Annotated in this window: 15 protein-coding genes; 7 read left to right on the forward strand and 8 right to left on the reverse strand. The window is 70.7% G+C overall.

The genetic code is table 11. The features are described from left to right. Positions 1-56: 56 nt before the first annotated feature. The 3 genes from GTZ93_RS41170 to GTZ93_RS41180 all read right to left on the reverse strand — a co-directional run bounded on the left by GTZ93_RS41170 (position 57) and on the right by GTZ93_RS41180 (position 5,077). Positions 57-1,490 carry a sensor histidine kinase gene (locus GTZ93_RS41170; protein WP_161663352.1) on the reverse strand — a complete coding sequence of 478 codons (1,434 nt, stop codon included), beginning with the start codon at positions 1,488-1,490 and terminating at the stop codon, positions 57-59. A gap of 106 nt (positions 1,491-1,596) precedes the next feature. Then, on the reverse strand, positions 1,597-2,967 hold the full coding sequence (locus GTZ93_RS41175; RefSeq protein ID WP_390625033.1) for a sigma-54-dependent transcriptional regulator: 1,371 nt from the start codon (positions 2,965-2,967) through the stop codon (positions 1,597-1,599). Continuing rightward, positions 2,945-5,077 carry a sensor histidine kinase gene (locus GTZ93_RS41180; protein WP_139916357.1) on the reverse strand — a complete coding sequence of 711 codons (2,133 nt, stop codon included), beginning with the start codon at positions 5,075-5,077 and terminating at the stop codon, positions 2,945-2,947. Before GTZ93_RS41180 ends, GTZ93_RS41175 begins: the two co-directional genes overlap by 23 nt. Before the next feature lie 199 nt (positions 5,078-5,276). Between GTZ93_RS41180 and GTZ93_RS41185 the strand changes: the two genes are divergently transcribed. From GTZ93_RS41185 to GTZ93_RS41205, 5 genes are read left to right on the forward strand one after another with little or no spacing between them, the layout of a single operon-like run. After that, positions 5,277-5,978, forward strand: coding sequence for a TetR/AcrR family transcriptional regulator (locus GTZ93_RS41185; protein ID WP_121752906.1), 702 nt, complete (start codon positions 5,277-5,279; stop codon positions 5,976-5,978). Beyond that, positions 5,975-6,775, forward strand: coding sequence for a CoA transferase subunit A (locus GTZ93_RS41190; protein WP_126933726.1), 801 nt, complete (start codon positions 5,975-5,977; stop codon positions 6,773-6,775). The genes GTZ93_RS41185 and GTZ93_RS41190 overlap by 4 nt, the downstream gene beginning before the upstream one ends. Further along, a complete protein-coding gene (locus GTZ93_RS41195; protein WP_139916375.1) occupies positions 6,775-7,518 on the forward strand; it encodes a CoA-transferase subunit beta in 744 nt (247 codons plus the stop codon). The genes GTZ93_RS41190 and GTZ93_RS41195 overlap by 1 nt, the downstream gene beginning before the upstream one ends. Positions 7,519-7,564: 46 nt before the next feature. Further along, positions 7,565-8,602, forward strand: coding sequence for a zinc-binding dehydrogenase (locus GTZ93_RS41200; protein ID WP_139916359.1), 1,038 nt, complete (start codon positions 7,565-7,567; stop codon positions 8,600-8,602). 42 nt (positions 8,603-8,644) lie between these two features. Next, a complete protein-coding gene (locus GTZ93_RS41205) occupies positions 8,645-9,895 on the forward strand; it encodes a hydroxymethylglutaryl-CoA synthase family protein (RefSeq protein WP_120562774.1) in 1,251 nt (416 codons plus the stop codon). A gap of 281 nt (positions 9,896-10,176) precedes the next feature. Here the strand turns inward: GTZ93_RS41205 and GTZ93_RS43145 are convergent, their stop codons facing one another. After that, positions 10,177-10,329, reverse strand: coding sequence for a hypothetical protein (locus GTZ93_RS43145; protein WP_257979055.1), 153 nt, complete (start codon positions 10,327-10,329; stop codon positions 10,177-10,179). A gap of 214 nt (positions 10,330-10,543) precedes the next feature. Between GTZ93_RS43145 and GTZ93_RS41210 the strand changes: the two genes are divergently transcribed. Continuing rightward, on the forward strand, positions 10,544-11,509 hold the full coding sequence (locus GTZ93_RS41210) for a ferritin-like domain-containing protein (RefSeq protein WP_257979056.1): 966 nt from the start codon (positions 10,544-10,546) through the stop codon (positions 11,507-11,509). Positions 11,510-11,590: 81 nt separating this feature from the next. Further along, complete coding sequence (locus tag GTZ93_RS41215) at positions 11,591-12,985, forward strand: ferritin-like domain-containing protein (protein ID WP_139916363.1); 1,395 nt, start codon at positions 11,591-11,593, stop codon at positions 12,983-12,985. Positions 12,986-12,990: 5 nt separating this feature from the next. Here GTZ93_RS41215 and GTZ93_RS41220 read toward each other — a convergent pair whose 3' ends face one another. The 4 genes from GTZ93_RS41220 to GTZ93_RS41235 form a co-directional block, all read right to left on the reverse strand. Beyond that, positions 12,991-13,686 (reverse strand): c-type cytochrome, encoded by a 696-nt coding sequence (locus tag GTZ93_RS41220; protein ID WP_139916365.1) that lies wholly within the window; start codon positions 13,684-13,686, stop codon positions 12,991-12,993. Next, positions 13,683-14,960, reverse strand: a complete 1,278-nt coding sequence (locus tag GTZ93_RS41225) for a beta-propeller fold lactonase family protein (protein ID WP_180946023.1) — start codon at positions 14,958-14,960, stop codon at positions 13,683-13,685. The genes GTZ93_RS41220 and GTZ93_RS41225 overlap by 4 nt, the downstream gene beginning before the upstream one ends. Further along, the gene (locus GTZ93_RS41230; RefSeq protein ID WP_139916367.1) at positions 14,957-16,255 is read right to left on the reverse strand and encodes a WD40/YVTN/BNR-like repeat-containing protein; all 1,299 of its coding nucleotides are present in this window, start codon (positions 16,253-16,255) and stop codon (positions 14,957-14,959) included. The genes GTZ93_RS41225 and GTZ93_RS41230 overlap by 4 nt, the downstream gene beginning before the upstream one ends. A gap of 85 nt (positions 16,256-16,340) precedes the next feature. After that, a complete protein-coding gene (locus tag GTZ93_RS41235) occupies positions 16,341-17,291 on the reverse strand; it encodes a hypothetical protein (RefSeq protein ID WP_139916369.1) in 951 nt (316 codons plus the stop codon). Positions 17,292-17,340 lie beyond the last annotated feature (49 nt).

Raw genomic sequence — 17,340 nt, forward strand, 5'->3', positions numbered from 1 at the left:
ATCACCCGTGGACCGTGGCAATCCGCCAGCCCCCCGTGGCGGATTGCCACGCGGGCCTAGTTCAGGGGGCTCGTGCCTGGAGCGTCGTGCGGCGGCGGGGAGACGTCCCAGGAGGAAGAGCCCGCCCGCGGCAGCTCGAACCAGAACGTGCTCCCCTTTCCGCGCGTGGACGTGACACCCACCCGGCCCCCGTGCCCTTCCACCAGCTTCTTGACGGTCGCGAGCCCCAGCCCGAGCCCTTCGGCGATGGCGCTGCTCCCCTTGACGCGGAAGTACGGCTCGAACAGGGAGGGCAGGAGCTCCGGCGTGATGCCCGGCCCCGTGTCGCTGACACGGGTGCGAATGAAGGCCCCCGTGTCCTCCACGCGGAGGGTGACCCGCCGGGTCGTCGCATCGCCCATGTACTTGATGGCGTTGCGGATCAGGTTGCCGAGCAGGCTCAGGTAGACGCCGGTGCTGCAAGCCACCAGGACCGGCGGAACGGGCTCGTGACGCAGCTCGATGCCGGCCTGCTCCGTCTCCGCCGCGAAGCCGCCCAGCAGGTCGGTGATGATCGCCCGGGGTTCGGCCCGGGCACCGGGATCCGGCCGGGCTCCGGAGCGGGCGAAGTCCAGGAGCGCGCCGGTGATGGCATCCGCCCGTGAGAGGCTCCGGATGATGCGCTTGAAGGGCGCGCGAGAGGACTCCTCCGGGGTCTTGCGCAAGCCGAGCTCGGCGGCCATCCGGGCCGAGGACAGCGGGTTGCGGATGTCGTGCGCGACGCGGCCCGCGAACTGCTCCAGCTCCTCCGCTCGCGCTTCGACGGACTTCGTGTACGCGTCCGCGAGCGCGCGGCGTCCTTGCAGCTCGCGATGGAGCAACCACGCCACCACCCCGGCCAGGATGCCGCACACCGCGTGGAGGCTCGCGCTCAGCCACACGGCTTCGCGGCGCGCTTCACGGATGCGCTCCGCCAGCTCCCGTCCCCTGACCGCGTTCCATTCGATGGAGCGCGTGATGTTCTCGAGGAGGTGCCGGGCCGGGGGTTCGACGTCCTGTTCGAACAGCGCCCCCTCCGCCCCCTCCCGCCTGGCTACCGCGTCCGCGCGGGCCTGCGTGACCGCGGCTTCGAAGCGCGACCACGACTCCTGCACGTCCTGCCTCACTGCCTGCTCGCCCGGGAGCGCCGTGAGGTCCAGGTACTCGCCAATTCCCGCCCTCGTCTCCGACAAGGCCGTCTCCAGCTCCCGGTCCAGCGCCCCCCGGTGCGTAGGCTCGTTGATGAACCGGGCAAGGACCAGCTCGGCCTCCAGCACGGACCTGCGGACGAGCGCGAGGTGCTCGATGCTCGGCGCCGAGTTGTAGATGATCTCCTTGGAGAGATCGCTGATGACCGCGGACGATCGCTGGACGATCAGGGTGGTCACGAAGAAGCTGCCCACGACGGCGGCGAAGGCGACGAGGAGCAGCTTCCACGACACTTCGGTCCCGGCGGGGCGTGGCGTGGGCATGCCCATTCCATGGTCTCCCGCTGCCCCCGCGGCAACGCGGCGGAGGCTGTCCCCCGGACGTTCGTGCGGCCGCCCGGATGTCAGCCCGCGCGAGGAGAAAGCCCGCTCACCGCTCCCTCTCGCGGCGATGGATGGTGGACACGTCGATGCCCAGCAGCTCCGCGGCCCGGGTCTTGTTCCCGCCGCAGTGCTGGACCATCCAGTGGATGTACTCCCCCTCCAGCTTGCGCAGGGTCCACACGCCCTCCCGAGCCTGGGCGAAGGGCGTGGCCTCCTCCGCCGAGGGCACCGGCGCGTGGGGCCGCAGGTCCTCCAGCGTCACCGTCTCCCGGGGGACGAGCACCGCCAGCCGCTCCACCAGGTTCTCCAGCTCGCGCACGTTGCCCGGCCAGGGCATGGCGCCCAGCGCGGCCACCACCTCTGGTGACAGCGACGTCACGCGCGAGCGCGGGTTGCGCGCGCGGGAGCGGGCGGTGAAGTGCTCCACCAGCTGGGGGATGTCCTCCCGGCGTTCCTTCAGTGATGGCACCCGCAGCGTGACGACGTTGAGCCGGTAGAAGAGGTCCGCGCGGAAGCGCCCTTCCCGCACGCGCGCCTCCAGGTCCTGGTGCGTGGCGGCCACCACGCGAACATCCACCGTGCGGCTGGCGTCCGAGCCCACCGCGCGCACCTCGCCGTCCTCCAGGATGCGCAACAGCCGCGCCTGGAGCTCCGTGGGCATGTCGCCAATCTCGTCCAGGAACAACGTGCCGCCGTGCGCCTCCACGAACAGGCCTCGCCGCACGGACGTGGCCCCGGTGAAGGCGCCCTTCACGTGGCCGAACAGCTCGCTCTCCAGCAGCGGCCCCGGCAGCGCGGTGCAGTTGACGGCCACGAAGGGGTTGGACGCGCGCGGTCCCTCGACATGGAGCGCGCGGGCCACCAGCTCCTTGCCGCTGCCGCTCTCGCCCCGGAGCAGCACCGGGGCCGCCGCGTGCGCCACCCGGTCGATGAGCTCGTACAGCCCGCGCATGGGTGCGCTCTTGCCCACCAGCGCGCCCAGGCCGGAGCGCTCCTGGGACGCCTGCTTCAGCGCCCGGTGCTCCGCGCGCAGGCGGCGGTCCTGCAGCGCGCGGCCCAGGTACAGCCGCACCTCGTCCAGGCGGAAGGGCTTGGTGAAGTAGTGGTACGCGCCCCGGCGCATCGCCTCCACCGCGCTCTCCACGCCTCCGAAGGCCGTCATCAGCAGCACGGGCAGCTCCGGGTCCACCGCGCGGGCGGCGTCCAGCACGTCCAGGCCGTCCACCTTCTCCATGCGCAGGTCGGTCAGCACCGCGTCGTACACGCGCGAGCGGATGAGCGTCAGCGCCTCCTGCCCTCCCGTGGCCAGGTCCACCGTCCAGCCCGCGTCGGCCAGCGGCTCCTGGAGCATGCGCCCCATCTCCACGTGGTCGTCCACCACGAGGATGCGCGCGTCAGACGGCAAGTCGCTCGGCATTTCGTTCCTCTGGGACAGCGCGGGCCACCGGCCACAGCACGGTGACGCGGGTGCCCTGCCCCGGTGTGCTCTCCAGCTCCACCCGTCCGCCGTGGTTGCGCACGACGTGGGCCACCATCGTCAGCCCCAGCCCCGTGCCCTGCCCGCGCTTCTTCGTCGTGAAGAACGGATCAAACACCTGGTTGAGGCGCTCCTTCGGAATCCCGCACCCGTCATCGCGCACCGTGAGCGCGACCAGGCCCCACGTGCCTTCCTCCGGGCCCACCAGCGCGGAAGCCGAGACCTCCACCTTGCCGCCCTCGCTGCACGCATCGCAGGCGTTGAGCGTGAGGTTGAGCATCACCTGCTGGAGCTGATCCGCGTCCGCCGCCAGCGCCGGCACCGACTCCGGCACGTCCACGCTCAAGCTCACCCGCCGCCGCTCCGCCTCCACCTGCAACAGTTCGTGCACGCTCCGGGCGAGCGGCCCCAGCGCCACCGGCCGCACCATCGCGGGCTGCAGGCGGGAGAAGTCCAGCAGCTGGCGCAGCGTGCGGCTCACCCGGTCGATCTGTTCGACGATGACGCCCAGCCCCGGCCCTTGCGGATGCGCTGGGCCCAGCTTGCTCTGCACGTACTCCGCCCGGCCGCGCACCACGCCCAGCGGCGTGCCGATTTCATGCGCGATGCCCGCGGCCAGCACACCCACCGTGGCCAGCTTCTCCGCGCGCAACAGCTGCGTCTCCAGCGCGCGCACGTCGCTCAGGTCCTCCACCACCAGGAGCGCGCGCGTCTCCTCCTTCGGGTCCTCCGCGGTCAGCGGCACCGCGTGCAGGTTGTACGTGCCCTCCTCGCCGAAGAGTGCCAGCGGTTCGCCCAGCAGGCTGAGCGGCCGGTCCTCCTGACGCGCGGACGCCACCAGCGCGGACAGCCGCTCCACCACCGGTGCCGGTGCGCTGGGGAACGCGGACGCCAGCGGCGCTCCTGTCACGTTGCCGGGCACGCGCGAGCGCAGGGCCTGGTTGACGGCGCTGATCCGCCCGTCCTCCGTCAGCGCGAGGACGCCCGTGGGCAGATGGTCCAATATCTTCCGCGTCCGGTCATGGAGCGCGGCGAGCTGGGCCGCGTGACGGCGGCTCTCCATCAGCGCCACCGCGCGCCGCCGCGCCAGCACCACGTACACCGCGAAGGCCACCAGGAAGAACGCCACCAGCGCGCCCGCGCCCAACAGCCGCACCACCAGCGACTGCTCGTGCGAACGCAGCGCCGCGGTGGACACCAGCGTCGCCACCGCCCAGTGGCTGCCGCCGCGCATGCGGATGGGCGTGTAGACGGCCACCACCTCCGAGCGCCCCAACCCCAGCCGCTCCGCCTCCTGTTCGGACAGGGGCAGCATGCCGCGCGCGCCGGCCTTCAGCCGGGACACCAGGAACGCGAAGCCCGGCACGCCCGAGTCCTTCTGGCTCGCGCGGCCGAACCACTCCGTCAGGGCCGGGTCGCTCGCAGGCGTGGGCTGACCGTGCGTGCCCACGAGCAGCATCCGCGCCTCCAGGTCCGACGTGACGATGCGCAGCGGCGCGAAGAACGACTCCGTGTCCACCAGCACCGCCACCGCGCCCTCGGGCTTGCCGTCCGTCGCGGGCAGCGCCGTGGCCAGGATGCGCAACCAACCGCCGTTGGCCGCGTCCAGGCTGGGCGACGTGGTGAGGTCGCCCGGCGGACGCTGCAACGCGCGGCGCGCCGTGTCGGCCATCTCCGCCACCAGCCCCTCGCGCGACACCTGCGCGTCCGGCTTGCGGTCCAACAGCAGCAGCCGCTCCGCGCCGTCGCCGTCGTACGCCGCGATGGCCTTGTACTGGCCCACCGCCTCCAGCAGCGCGCGCAGCTCCCGGCGGTGCTCCGCCAGGGTCCCCGGCTGGGACATCAGCTCACCGGCGAAGCGCAGGTTCTTGCCCACCTCCTCCAGCGAGTCCGTGACGCCGCCCACGGCCTCGTCCAACTGCTTCTGCCGGTCCCCCGCGAACTGCTCCACCAGGGTCGTCCGGCTGCGCTTCACGAGGGTCCAGACCCCCACCCCCACGCTCGCCAGCGCGGCGCACAAGAGGAGGATGGGCAGGAGCGTGGACCGCATGGGAGGCCCGCAACCTAACCCGTTGGGTGGTCCCAAGTCCTTGTTTCCAAAAGCCTTTATCCCACCAGCCCTCCGGTACTTGCCCGTTGACGGGCCGCGTCGCCGAGTGCTACCTACCGGTCGGTAGGTGAAGTGACCTACCGGTCGGTAGGTGGTTTCAGCCCGGCAGGAGCAGGCAGGCCGGCGAGGGAAGGCACGCATGACACCCACGGGGCGCAAACCGGACGAGGGCGAGCGGTACAGGGCCATCCTGGAGACGGCGGCGCGGCTCATCTGCGAGCGCGGCTACGAGGGCACGTCGATGCAGGAGATCGCCGCCGCGTGCCGGATGACCAAGGCGGGGCTCTACCACCACATCCAGAACAAGGAGCAGCTGCTCTTCGCCATCATGAACTACGGGATGGACGTGTTCGAGGAGCAGGTCCTCGCGCCCGTGCAGGCTGTAGCGGATCCGGTGGAGCGGCTGCGCCAGTGCATGCGGCAGAACATCCACCTGGTGACGAGCGGCCGCAGCAAGGAGGTCATCATCATCCTCCACGAGCACGCCACGCTCACCGGTGAAGCGCGCGAGTACATCGACCGGCGCAAGAAGCGCTACGTGCGCTTCCTGGAGGACGCGTTCGCGGAGGCCAACCGCCTGGGCCGCCTGCGCGGCGTGGTGGACCCCACGGTGGCGGCGTTCTCGTTCCTGGGGATGATCCTCTGGGTCTACAAGTGGTTCAAACCGGACGGGCGACTCACCGAGGAGCAGATCGCCGACGGCATGGTGGAGCTGCTCTTTCCCTCCGCCGCTTCGGCCGTGAGCGCCCCGGCCCCTTCGGCTGAAGACGCGCCCGCGCTGCGCATGGTGCCGCGCGCCGCTTCCGGTTCCAGCTCCGGTTCCGGAGGAGAGCCCCAGTGAACCGCGCCCGTTGGAGTTCCCTGTCGGAGGCGGTGGCCTCCATCCCGGACGGCGCGTCGATCGCGGCTGGCGGGTTCATGCTCGGCCGCGCGCCCATGGCGCTGGTGCTGGAGCTGGTGGCGCAGGAGAAGCGCGGTCTGCAGCTCATCTCCCTGCCCAACCCGTTGCCGGCGGAGTTCCTGGTCGCGGGCGGGTGCCTCAAGCGCGTGGAGCTGCCCTTCGGCGCGCTGGTGCTGGAGAACCGCGTGCGCCCCCTGCCCTGCCTCAAGCGGGCCATCGAGGCGGGCGAAATCGAATGGCGCGAGCACGACGGCTACCGCGTGGTGCAGCGGCTGCGCGCGGCGTCCATGGGGCTGCCCTTCATCCCCGCGCCGGACGCGGACGTGTCGGAGCTGGCGGAGGTGGACGCGCCGCGCACGGTGGAGGATCCGTTCACGGGCCGCCGCGTGCCGGTGGAGCCCGCGTACTACCCGGACGTGGCGCTCATCCACGCCCGGGCCGCGGACGACAAGGGCAACCTGCTGATCGAAGACCCCACCACGGACCTGCTCGTCGCGGGCGCGGCGAAGCGGATCATCGCCACGGTGGAGGAGCGCGTTCCGAAGCTGTCGCGCGTCACCATCCCCGCCTTCCAGGTGGAGCGCGTGGTGCTCGCCCCCGGCGGTGCGCTGCCCACGGGCTGCCTGGGCCAGTACCCGCATGACGACGCGATGCTCGCGGCCTACCTGGCCGCGGCGGATGCGGGCGACGCGAAGGGCTTCCTCATGTCGCTGCGCGCGACCCGGAGCGCGGCATGATGACGACGACGGTGGACGCGACGCCCGCGGAGACGGTGGTGTCGCTGCTGGCGCGGGAGATTGAAGACGGCTCGGTGGTGGCCACGGGTGTGGCGTCGCCGCTGGTCATCCTGGCCATCGCGGTGGCTCGGGCCACGCATGCTCCGGGCCTGACGTACCTGGCGTGTGTCGGTTCGTTGGACCCGGAGCTGCCGGAGCTGTACCCGTCGTCCGAGGACCTGCGCTACCTGGACGGCCGGTCCGCGGAGGTGAGCATCGCGGACCTGTTCGACCACGCCCGGCGAGGCCGGGTGGACACGGTCTTCTTTGGCGCGGCCGAGGTGGATCCGGCGGGCCGCACCAACATGACGGCGTCCGGCACCTTGGAGAAGCCGCGGACCAAGTTCCCCGGCGTCGCGGGCGCGGCCACGCTGCGCCAGTGGGTGAAGAACCCGGTGCTGCTGGTGCCCCGGCAGTCTCGGCGCAACCTCGTCCCGCAGGTCCAGGTGGCCACGACGCGCGACCCCAGCCGTCCGGTGCGGCTCATCTCCGACCTGGGCACGTATGAGCTGGGCGGGCCCCGTGGGGCGCGGCTGTTGGCGCGTCACCCCTGGGCCACGGTGGACGGCATCTCCGAGCGGACCGGCTTCGAGTTCGCGGTGCCGGACGCCCTGCCCGTCACCTCCCTTCCGGACGCGCGCACGGTGTCGGCCATCCGCGCGCTGGACCCCCGCAACCTGCGCGACGCGCTCGTCGGCGGCTGAAACACATCTCCCCCAATCTTCAAGCAACACGGAAAAGAGGCACCGCATGGAAGCTGTCGTTCTTCGCCAGTTCGGGAGTGCAGAGAACCTGCGTCTGGAGACCGTGCCGGTTCCCCGGCCGGGCAAGGGCGAGGTGCTGCTGAAGGTCCACGCGTGCGGCGTCTGCTACCACGACGTCATCAACCGCCGCGGCAACCTGCCACGCACGCACGTGCCCGCCATCCTGGGGCACGAGGCCGCGGGCGAGGTGGTGGAGGTGGGTCCGGACACGGTGGGCTGGAAGGTGGGCGACCGCGCGGCGACGCTGCAGCGCATGTCCTGCGGCGAGTGCGCGCTGTGCCTCTCCGGCCGCAACAGCCTGTGCAAGACGGACAACCGCTTCTTCGGCGAGGAGCTCCAGGGCGGCTACGCGCAGTTCATGGTCGCCCCGGTGCGAGGCCTCGGCCGCGTGCCGTCCGACCTGCCCTGGGCGGTGGCCGCGACGGTGTGCTGCACGCTGGGCACCGCCGTGCACACGCTGCGCACGCGGGCGAAGGTGAAGGCCGGTGAGACGGTGCTCATCACGGGCGCCAGCGGCGGCGTGGGTCTGGCGGCCGTGCAGCTGGCCAAGGTGGACGGGGCGCGCGTCATCGCCATCACGTCCGGCGAGGCGAAGGTCGCGGCCCTCAAGGAGGCCGGTGCGGACGAGGTGATTGTCTCGCGCGGCCTGGACTTCGGGTCGGAGGCGCGCAAGCGCACGCAGGGCCAGGGTGTGGACGTGGCGGTGGAGATCGTCGGCAGCGCCACCTTTGATCAGACGCTCAAGGCCATGGCGCCCGGTGGACGCGTGGTGGTGGTGGGCAACCTGGAGTCCGGGGTGGTGAACCTCAACCCGGGCCTGGTCATCGTAAAGGAGCTGGAGATTCTGGGCGCGTACGCGACCACGCGCGAGGAGCTGGACGAGTCGCTGCGGCTGACGGCCAAGGGCCTCGTCCGTCCCTTCGTGTCGGAAGAGGTGGCGCTGGCGGACGCGGGCCGCGCGCACTTCCGGCTGGAGAACCGGGAAGTGGCGGGCCGGCTGGTGCTGGTGCCCCCCGCGGCGTGAAGCCGTCTGGATTCGTGACCTTTTGATTTTGAGGAGTTCCCCATGAAGAAGCGGGTTGGAATCGAAGCGCTGGCGGTGGCGGTCCCCCGGCGGTACGTGGACATCGAGGACCTGGCGCGGGCGCGCGGCGTGGACCCGGCGAAGTTCACCGCGGGCCTGGGCGCGAAGGAGATGGCGGTCAACGACCCGGGTGAGGACTCCGTGTCGCTGGCGGCCACGGCGGCCGCGCGGCTCATCCAGCAGCAGGGCGTGGACACCTCCAAGCTGGGCATGCTGGTGGTGGGCACGGAGACGGGCGTGGACCACTCCAAGCCCATCGCGTCGCACGTGCACGGCCTGCTGAAGCTGCCGCGCGGCATGCGCACGTTCGACTCGCAGCACGCGTGCTACGGCGGCACGGCGGGTCTGATGGCGGCGGTGGAGTGGATTGCGTCCGGCGCGGCGGCGGGCCGCTCCGCGCTGGTGGTGTGCACGGACATCGCGCGCTACGGCCTGAAGACGGCGGGCGAGCCCACGCAGGGCGGCGGCGCGGTGGCGCTGCTGGTGTCGGAGACGCCGGACCTGCTGGCGGTGGACGTGGGGCTCAACGGCGTGAGCACCGCGGACGTGTACGACTTCTGGAGGCCGGTGGGACGGCGCGAGGCGCTGGTGGACGGGCACTACTCCATCACCTGCTACCTGGACGCCATGGCGGGCGCGTACCGGGGCTGGCGCGAGCGCGCCATGGAGCAGGGGCTGGTGCGGTGGGATTCGAAGCTGCCCAGCGAGCAGCTGGCGCGCATCCTCTACCACGTGCCCTTCTGCAAGATGGCGCGCAAGGCGCACGCGCAGGTGCGGCTGTGCGACCTGGAGGATTCCGGCAACGGGCCGGCCACGCCCGAGGCGCGCGACGAGGCGGCGAAGTCGCAGGCCAGCTACGACGCGCAGGTGGCGAAGTCGCTGGGGTTGAACGCGAGGGTGGGCAACGTCTACACGGCGTCGCTGTACCTGGCGCTCGCGGGCCAACTGCACGCGGAGGGCGCGGCGCTGGCGGGCCAGCGGATTGGCCTCTTGTCCTACGGCAGCGGTTCCTGCGCGGAGTTCTACACCGGTGTCGTGGGTGAGAAGGCCGCGGAGCGCATGGCCCGCGCGGACCTGGACACGGTGCTGGCGAAGCGCGAGCGCGTGTCGGTGGAGGAGTACGAGCGGCTGATGAACCTGCCCTACGACGCACCGGAGGCGATTGCTCCGGAGCCGGGCACGTTCCGGCTGGCGGAGATCCACGAGTTCCGCCGCAAGTACGCGGGGGCGTAAGACCTGCGCTGTTGATGTGAAGTCCCACGGGCGATGCGCGCTTCGCGGCGTGCATCGCCCGTCTGCTTTTCCTTGGCACGTTGCCGAACCGGCTTGATAGGGTTTGGGGACAGCGCAGGGGCCGGGCTGCCGACACGGGGGTTGTCATTGAATGCAGAGCGATTGCGGCGGCTGTTCGCCAGGGCATTGAAGGCATCGTTGGCCACGCCGCTTGTGATTGCCGGATGCCACGGCGAACGGCACGTGAAGCCGGACGTGCCCGCTGGGCTCCTGGCGACGAACTACCGCCGGATCCGGTGCATGGAGGCTCCTCCGAGAGAGGGATACCCCTTCTTCAACGCGGTCCCCGGGGTCGACAGGGCTTGGATGATGCCCGTGCCGGACTTCGTCGAGTTGAGGCGGTATTCGTTCACCTGGGAGTTCGTCGCCGACACGTCACAGCCCCGGCGGCCCGATGGAGGGCAGGCAGTCCGTGTCGAGCGGAAGCGAATCCCTGGCTTCCAGTCCGTCTTCACTACGGGAAACGCTTGCGAGACGGCCGTCAACCAGGAGGCCTGCGGGGAAGCGCTCCAGGCGCAAGAGGGAGGCATGGGAGGATTTGGAGGTGAGTGTCTCGGCTCTTCCCTTGCCACGTGTACTGCCTATTACGTGGTGACCACCCGGGGCGACGAGGTGAAGACCTACAGGACGAGGGACTCGCTCAGGCAGGTACTGGGCACCATCGACCGGGAGGAAGAGGCCGCACTCCTGGCATTCGCGGCTGGCCACCAGGTCTGCCCCTCCACTGAGTTCCCGTCATCGGTCGGCGTCAATCCCGACGAGGGCTTCACGATCCTGGTGGAGCAGGGCCTTGATTGTGACGAGAAGCAGTCATGGGCGTCCCGGAAGCCGGTGCGGATCTCATCCTCGGGAGAAGTGGTCGAGTACAAAGCCTTCAGGGTCAAGCAAAGCGACACGGGCTGCTATCCCGGCAGAAGGCCCGTGGGCCTCCAGGAGGCACGGGCTGAAGGCCACGAGGACGCCCGGGGCGCCTGGTTCGCCAGTGCCGCGCGCCTGGAGTCTGCGTCCATCCACGCCTTCCTCCGGCTGCGCGAGGAACTGGCCCTGCACGGTGCGGGTCAGTCGTTGCAGGACGCGGCGCTCGCCAGCGCGGAGGACGAGGTCCGGCACGCGGAGGTCACCACTCGGCTCGCGCGTCGCTTCGGGGCCGTGCCTCCCCTACCCTCCGTGGCCGACGTGCCGTTGAGGTCCTTGAGCGAGGTGCTGCTCGACAACGCCGTGGAGGGGTGCGTGCGGGAGACCTACAGCGCGCTCTTGGCACACCATCAGGCGTTGCATGCGCAGGACTCGGAGATCCGCGAGGCCATGGAGGTCATCGCCGAGGACGAGACCCGCCACGCGGGCCTGTCCTGGGACATCGACGCGTGGGCCGCGCCCGGGTTGTCCGAAGAGGACCGCTCCGCCCTTCGGGAGGCCCGGCGCCAGGCGCTGGCCGTGCTGCGCGCGGAGATGGCCGTGCCGCTGGAAGCTCGCCTGGCCGCGGAGGCCGGACTGCCCTCACCGGCGGTTGCACTGGCGCTGTTGGACTCGCTGGAGCAGGAACTCTGGGCCTGAGCCGGGCCATGTCCCAAACCACCGGGGTCGCGTGTCCAAGGGGAGCGGGCCCGGTGCCCGCGCATCGACCTTGAGGGGACCATGAACGTGGATCGGCTGCGGCTTCTCTTCTCCCGTGCCCTGCGGGTCTCCCTGGCCACGCCCCTGTTGCTCACGGGATGTCAGGGAGAGCCCGTCGTGGAGCCGCCGCCGAAGGCAGAGCCCGCGAAGCCAGGGCCCACGAAGCCAGAGCCCGCCGACCTGAGCCAGCACTCGGACGTCGCCTGTGTGGACGGCTTCCCTGCCCTCACGGGCCTGACCGTGGCCCCGGCTCCGGACGTGCTCCAGTTGCGCACCGTCAGACGCTGGGTTCCGCCCTCGCTACCTCCTATCGAGCTCAAGGCGTCCGAGGGCGAGCCCTGCGCGACCGCCTCCAATCCCCAGGCGTGCCTGAACCAGCTCGATGCGCTGGACGTCACGCGCGGCTTCCCGAGGATTTGTGGCTACAGCATGGAATGCGCCGAGGGATTCCTCGCCACGACCCGCGGCGATGAGGTGGCGACGTACACGACCGCGGACGCCGTCCGGGCTCTGCTTGGCAGCATCGACACCCCGGAGGAGGCCTCGCTCCTGGCCTACGCCTCGGGCTACGCCCTGTGCAGCCATCCGGCCTACGAGCGCGGGAAGGTGCGGGCCCTTCCGGACGGGACCTTCAGCGTCGTCAGCATCCAGGACTACGACTGTGAAACGAACGTGTACGAGACCCGGCACGACCTGAAGGTCACGCAGACCGGTGTCGTGACGGAGGAAGGCACGTTCCCTTTCAAGGAGGGCAAGCCCGACTGCGTCGTCGGCCGCAGGCCCGTGGGACTCCAGCGCGGCCGGGCTGGGGACTGCGAGGACGCCCGGGGCGGTTACTTCGCGAACGCAGCCCGGCTGGAGGCCGCCGCCATCCATGCATTCCTGCGCCTGCGCGATGAACTGGCCCTGCATGGTGCGAGCAATGAGTTGCAGGACGCAGCGCTCGCCAGCGCGCAGGACGAGGTCCGCCACACCGAAGTCACCCTGCGGCTGGCCCACCGCTTCGGCGCCACGCCGGTGCCTCCCACAGTCACCGCCCTGCCGCTGCGGTCCTTGAGCGAAGTGCTGCTCGACAACACCGTGGAGGGCTGCGTGCGTGAGACCTACGGCGCGCTGGTGGCCCACCATCAGGCGCTGCACGCGTGCGACCCCGGGATCCGCAAGGCCATGGCACGCATCGCCGACGACGAGACCCGACACGCGGGCCTGTCCTGGGACATCGACGCGTGGGCCACGCCCAACCTGCCCACCGAGGCACAGGCCGTCCTCCACGCGGCCCGGCGGCAGGCCATCGCGGTGCTGCGCGCGGAGGTGGCCGTGCCGCTCGACCCCGAGCTCACCGCCGACGCCGGACTGCCCTCGCCCGACGTCGCCTCGGCGCTGCTCGACTCACTGGAGCAGTCACTCTGGGCCTGAGGCGCTCACAACCCCAGGAAGGTGAGCACCGCCGCCAGGTCCTCGTCCGACAGGGCCTCCCGGCTGTAGAGCGGCATGGTGCCGCCGACGCCGAAGAAGCTGCCATGACGCAGCTTCTCGATGACCACCAGCCGTCGGGGAATGCCGGGGAAGAGCGCGTCGTAGTCGTCCGTCACCTCCGGCAACACCGACGCGAACGTCGTCAGCCGCCCCTCCCCTGTGTGCGTGGCCCCATGGCACGTCTGGCAGGCGGCCCGGTACACGGCGCCTCCCCTTCCGGCATCACCGGCTGGCACGTCCTGGATGTCCTTCACCACCGTGAAGGGCAGCGCGGGTGCGTCCGCGTCCGGGCTGATCCGCACCAGGTATTCGTACAGGGCTCGCGCCTTGGGATCCTCCCGCGTGAGCGGGGACACGCCGCGCATGAAGCCCAGGTAGCAGAAGTTCACCGCGCTCAGCAGGTCCGTCTCGTAGCCGCCCCACCACGTCTCGCGGAACGCCACGTTCTTCAGCGGGTAGCCCGCGAGCATCCGGTCCGGATCAGGCGTGGCGCTCGTGGCGTGGCAGGTGGCGCAGGAGAAGCTGTTGAACTGACTGTCCGACAGCCGGGCATCCTGGAACAGCGTCTCACCGAACTCCGCCGCGGGCGTCGCGCCGCCACAGCCCGCCAGCAGCGCGCCCAGCACCCAGAGCCACCTCATGGCCGGCTCCGCAGCAGCGCCACCGAGTCCGGGAAGAGCCCCACCTGGACCGTCTTCACCACCCGCCGCTCCTCCAGCGACACGACGTGGAGCGTGCCCGGCCCCACGTGGTCGCCCTCGCAGACCACGAGCGCATGGCGCTCATCCGGCGTCAGCATCAGCTGGTGCACGTTGAGGCAGCCGCTGGGCGCCAGCGGAATCTCCCCGGGCACCGCCTCCGGATCGGCTGCATCGATGATGGCGATGGAGTCCACCGACTGGTACGGCATGTAGAGCGTGCGTCCGTCGGACGTGAAGGCACCGAACATCGGCGCGCCCTGCAGCCACACCGTGCGCTGGGGATCCATCGTGAGCGTCACCGGATCCAGGTACTGCACCGCGCGGCTCGCGAGCGAACTGACCCACACCGCCCCCGTCGTGGGCGACACCGTGAGCGCATAGGGCTGATGAAGGGGCCGCAAGGCCGTGCCGGTGTTGGCCGCCACCTTCACGCGACGCACCGGGCGGTCCGCCTGCTCCAGGTCCACGATGGCCACCTCGTCGGACCAGCAGGCGACGTAGGCACGGCGCCCATCCAGTGACAGCCGGACCGCGTGGGGCGCGGGACAGACGGGCACCATCGCCGTGCGCGTCATCGTCCGCGCGTCCAGGATGGCCATCCGTGAATCCATCTCCGCCTCCGTGCCTCCCCGCCGCGCCACCTCCGCGATCTTCAGCAGGTCGAAGTGCGTCTGGAAGAGCGTCCGCCCGTCCGCGCTGAGGATGACGTCGCCCGGGTTGGGATCCACGCGCACGGACCCCACGACGGCGTGGGTGGCCGCGTCCAGCTTGAGGCAGTAGCCATCCGCCTTCCCCGAACCATGCGTCCCGTGCGGTCCGGAGCCGGAGCCGGGCACATAGTTGGAGATGCCCACGTAATAGAAGTCACCCTCCGGCGAGACGACCGAGAGGTGCGGCCCCTCCAGCTCCACCGGGTTGAGCCCCACCGGGACGCGCGCCAGCTCACCCCAGGAGGGAGACTCCATCCCGTCCAGGTCCAACAGGCTGAGGGTGTCCTCCAGGTTGTTGGTGATGATCAGCCGCCCGGCGGGCCCCACGGGCGGCAGCGGCGCGGACACCGGCCACGGCGCTTCGACGCCGTACTCCAGCTCCGGCACCTGGAGCGGCCCCATGTCCGTCTCACCACAGGCCCCGAGCACGCCCACCGACAGGGCAAGCAGCAGCCAGGACCGCGCCCCGACAGCGCGCCTCGTCCAAGGCAGTGAGGCCGTCATGACCGGCGGCTCCGCGCCAGCGCGTCCCTTCGGGAACGGCGCCCCCACACCGTCGCGAGCACCAGGAGCGCGCCCGGCACCAGGCCCGGCGACGCGGCGCAGCCATCCGGGGACGCTGGCGCCACGGGCTGCTCGGAAGGGCCGGCGTCCTGCGTGGGTCCCACGCCCCCGTCCGGAGCCGCGCCGTAGAGCTGCGCCAGCTGCGGCCACAGGGCCGGGCAGCGCTGCTGCACGGGCGTCGCGGCGGGACACAGGTGCGCGCCCTGCACGTCGCCGAGCTTGAACATCGGCTCCCAGGTCGTGCCTTCGTCCGCGCTCTTCGCCAACGCCCAGCCGCCCGTCCAGCCCGAACCACAGCCATAGAGCGTCCCGTTCCGCTTCAGCGCGCAGGCGTTCCCGTTCGGCTCCGCGAGCTCCGTGAAGGCCCCGTCATCCTGCCCCCGGAAGAGGCGGGTCGTCGTGGAGACCCAGACCGTGCGCCCGTCCGGGGACGCCTCCACGCTGGAGATGCGCTCGTAGGTGTCCATCACCGACGTCAGCGTGACGCCACCGTCCGTGCTCTTGAGCAGCCAGTCGCGCCCCTGGGCGGAGATCTTCGCCCACAGCACGTCCGGTGACGCGTCGCTCACGCGCAGCAGCACCAGGTCATACGGGAGCTTCAACGCGGTGAGCGGCTGGGGCAGCCGCGTCCAGACACGCCCGCCGTCATCGCTGCGCGCCAGGAACTGGCCTTCCGCGTCCTGGCCCGACGCGTAGAGGCGAAGCGGATCCGACGCGGCGATGCGGATGGACGAGTAGCGAGAGCCCGGCGTCGGCGCCAGCGCCTGCACCCAGGACTCCCCGCCGTCCTCGGAGCGGTACAGCCCGTTGTTCAGGGACGGCCGCCCCGTGCTGACGTACAGGAACCGCTCGTCCGTCGGGTGCACCGCCAACCCGGTGACCCACGTGTCTTTGAAATAGGTATGCGGCGCCCACGAGCAGCCGCTGTCGTCGGAGCGGATCAGCGCGCTCCCCGTGGCGGCCATGATGGCCCCGCCAGACAGCCAGAAGTAGCGCTCCGGACGCCAGATGGCGATGCCCATGCCCTCCGGGCAGATCCACCGCCAGGTCGTCCCCTGGTCGCGGGAGATGAGCGCGCCGGAAGCGTCACCCATGATCCAGTCGTCCTCGTGCCCGCGGCGCACGCTGATGCTGCTCGCCTCGTCGGGCATGCCCCAGTGCGCCCCGGCCGGAGCCGCCCACAACGACAGGAGCAGCGGCAGCCTCCAGGACAGGAGGATGGATGTCTTCTTCACGGTGAGGCTCCAGCGCGGAGAGGAAACAACGAGCGGCCGCTCCCGGATGCGCTCCGGGGCACGGCCGCTCGCATGGGGGGACCGACTAGTTGGGCGCGTTGCGGTACTCGAAGTCCTCGAGCGTCATCAGGTAGTCCTTCTTGTCCTCGCGGTACCGGAAGCAGTAGCGCGTCGGGTAGAGGCCGGAGGCCTCCATCGCCGGAGGCGCCTTGATGGGGCGGCAGTCCTCGGCGGGCTTGCTCTTGGCGAAGCCGCCCTCGACGACGGTCTCGAAGTACGTGATGTGGCCGTCGTAGGCGCCGTAGACGAACGCCTGCGTGAAGGGCTCGCCGTTGAAGGGCGACTCGGCGATGTCCGCCAGGTGGTTGCCCATGCGCGCGGACACGCCCTTCTGGTTCTCGAAGCCCGTCGGGTAGAAGGGCGCCGGCGGATCCTTGATGGCCTTCGCGTAGTCGTTGCAGTCCGTGTAGACGCCGCACGGGCCGGTGCGGATGAAGTTACGCGTCACGAAGTCCTGCATGAAGAAGTGCAGGTCGAAGTGCCCCTTGTCGAACGCGCCGATGGGGCCGTGGCCCCGGCCCTGCCAGTTGAACATGATCCACTGGAAGGGGACGTCCTTCATCTTGGGGAACCAGAGCACGCGCTCGTGGCCGCCGTTGCACTCCTTCTCCGGGTCCGTCACGCCGTCGTTGTTCATGTCCCAGCACGTCTGCCCGTCGTTCGTCGGCAGGTGGGGCAGCATGGGCAGCGTGTCCATGGCGGCCTGATCCACGGTGACGCCAATGGCCTTCACGGAGCCGTCCGCGTTCTTGTGGATGATGGACTGCACGTAACCGTCGCCAAACGACACGCGGTTCTCCATCAGGTCGCACGTGCCGCGGTACGCGCCGTCCTTCAACCGCTTGGACAGCTCCTTCTCGGAGACCTTCTGGACCTTGTTGTCGACACAGGCGTCGACGGTCTCCCCTTCATCGGAACAGCCGGCCATGCCCAGCAGGGCCGCACCCAGGATCCACGGACTCAGACGATGAAACACGGTTGCACTCCTTGTGAACGAAACGAGATGAACGAAGCAGAAGCCCTGG

The organism is Corallococcus exiguus (assembly GCF_009909105.1).
Lineage (GTDB): Bacteria > Myxococcota > Myxococcia > Myxococcales > Myxococcaceae > Corallococcus > Corallococcus exiguus.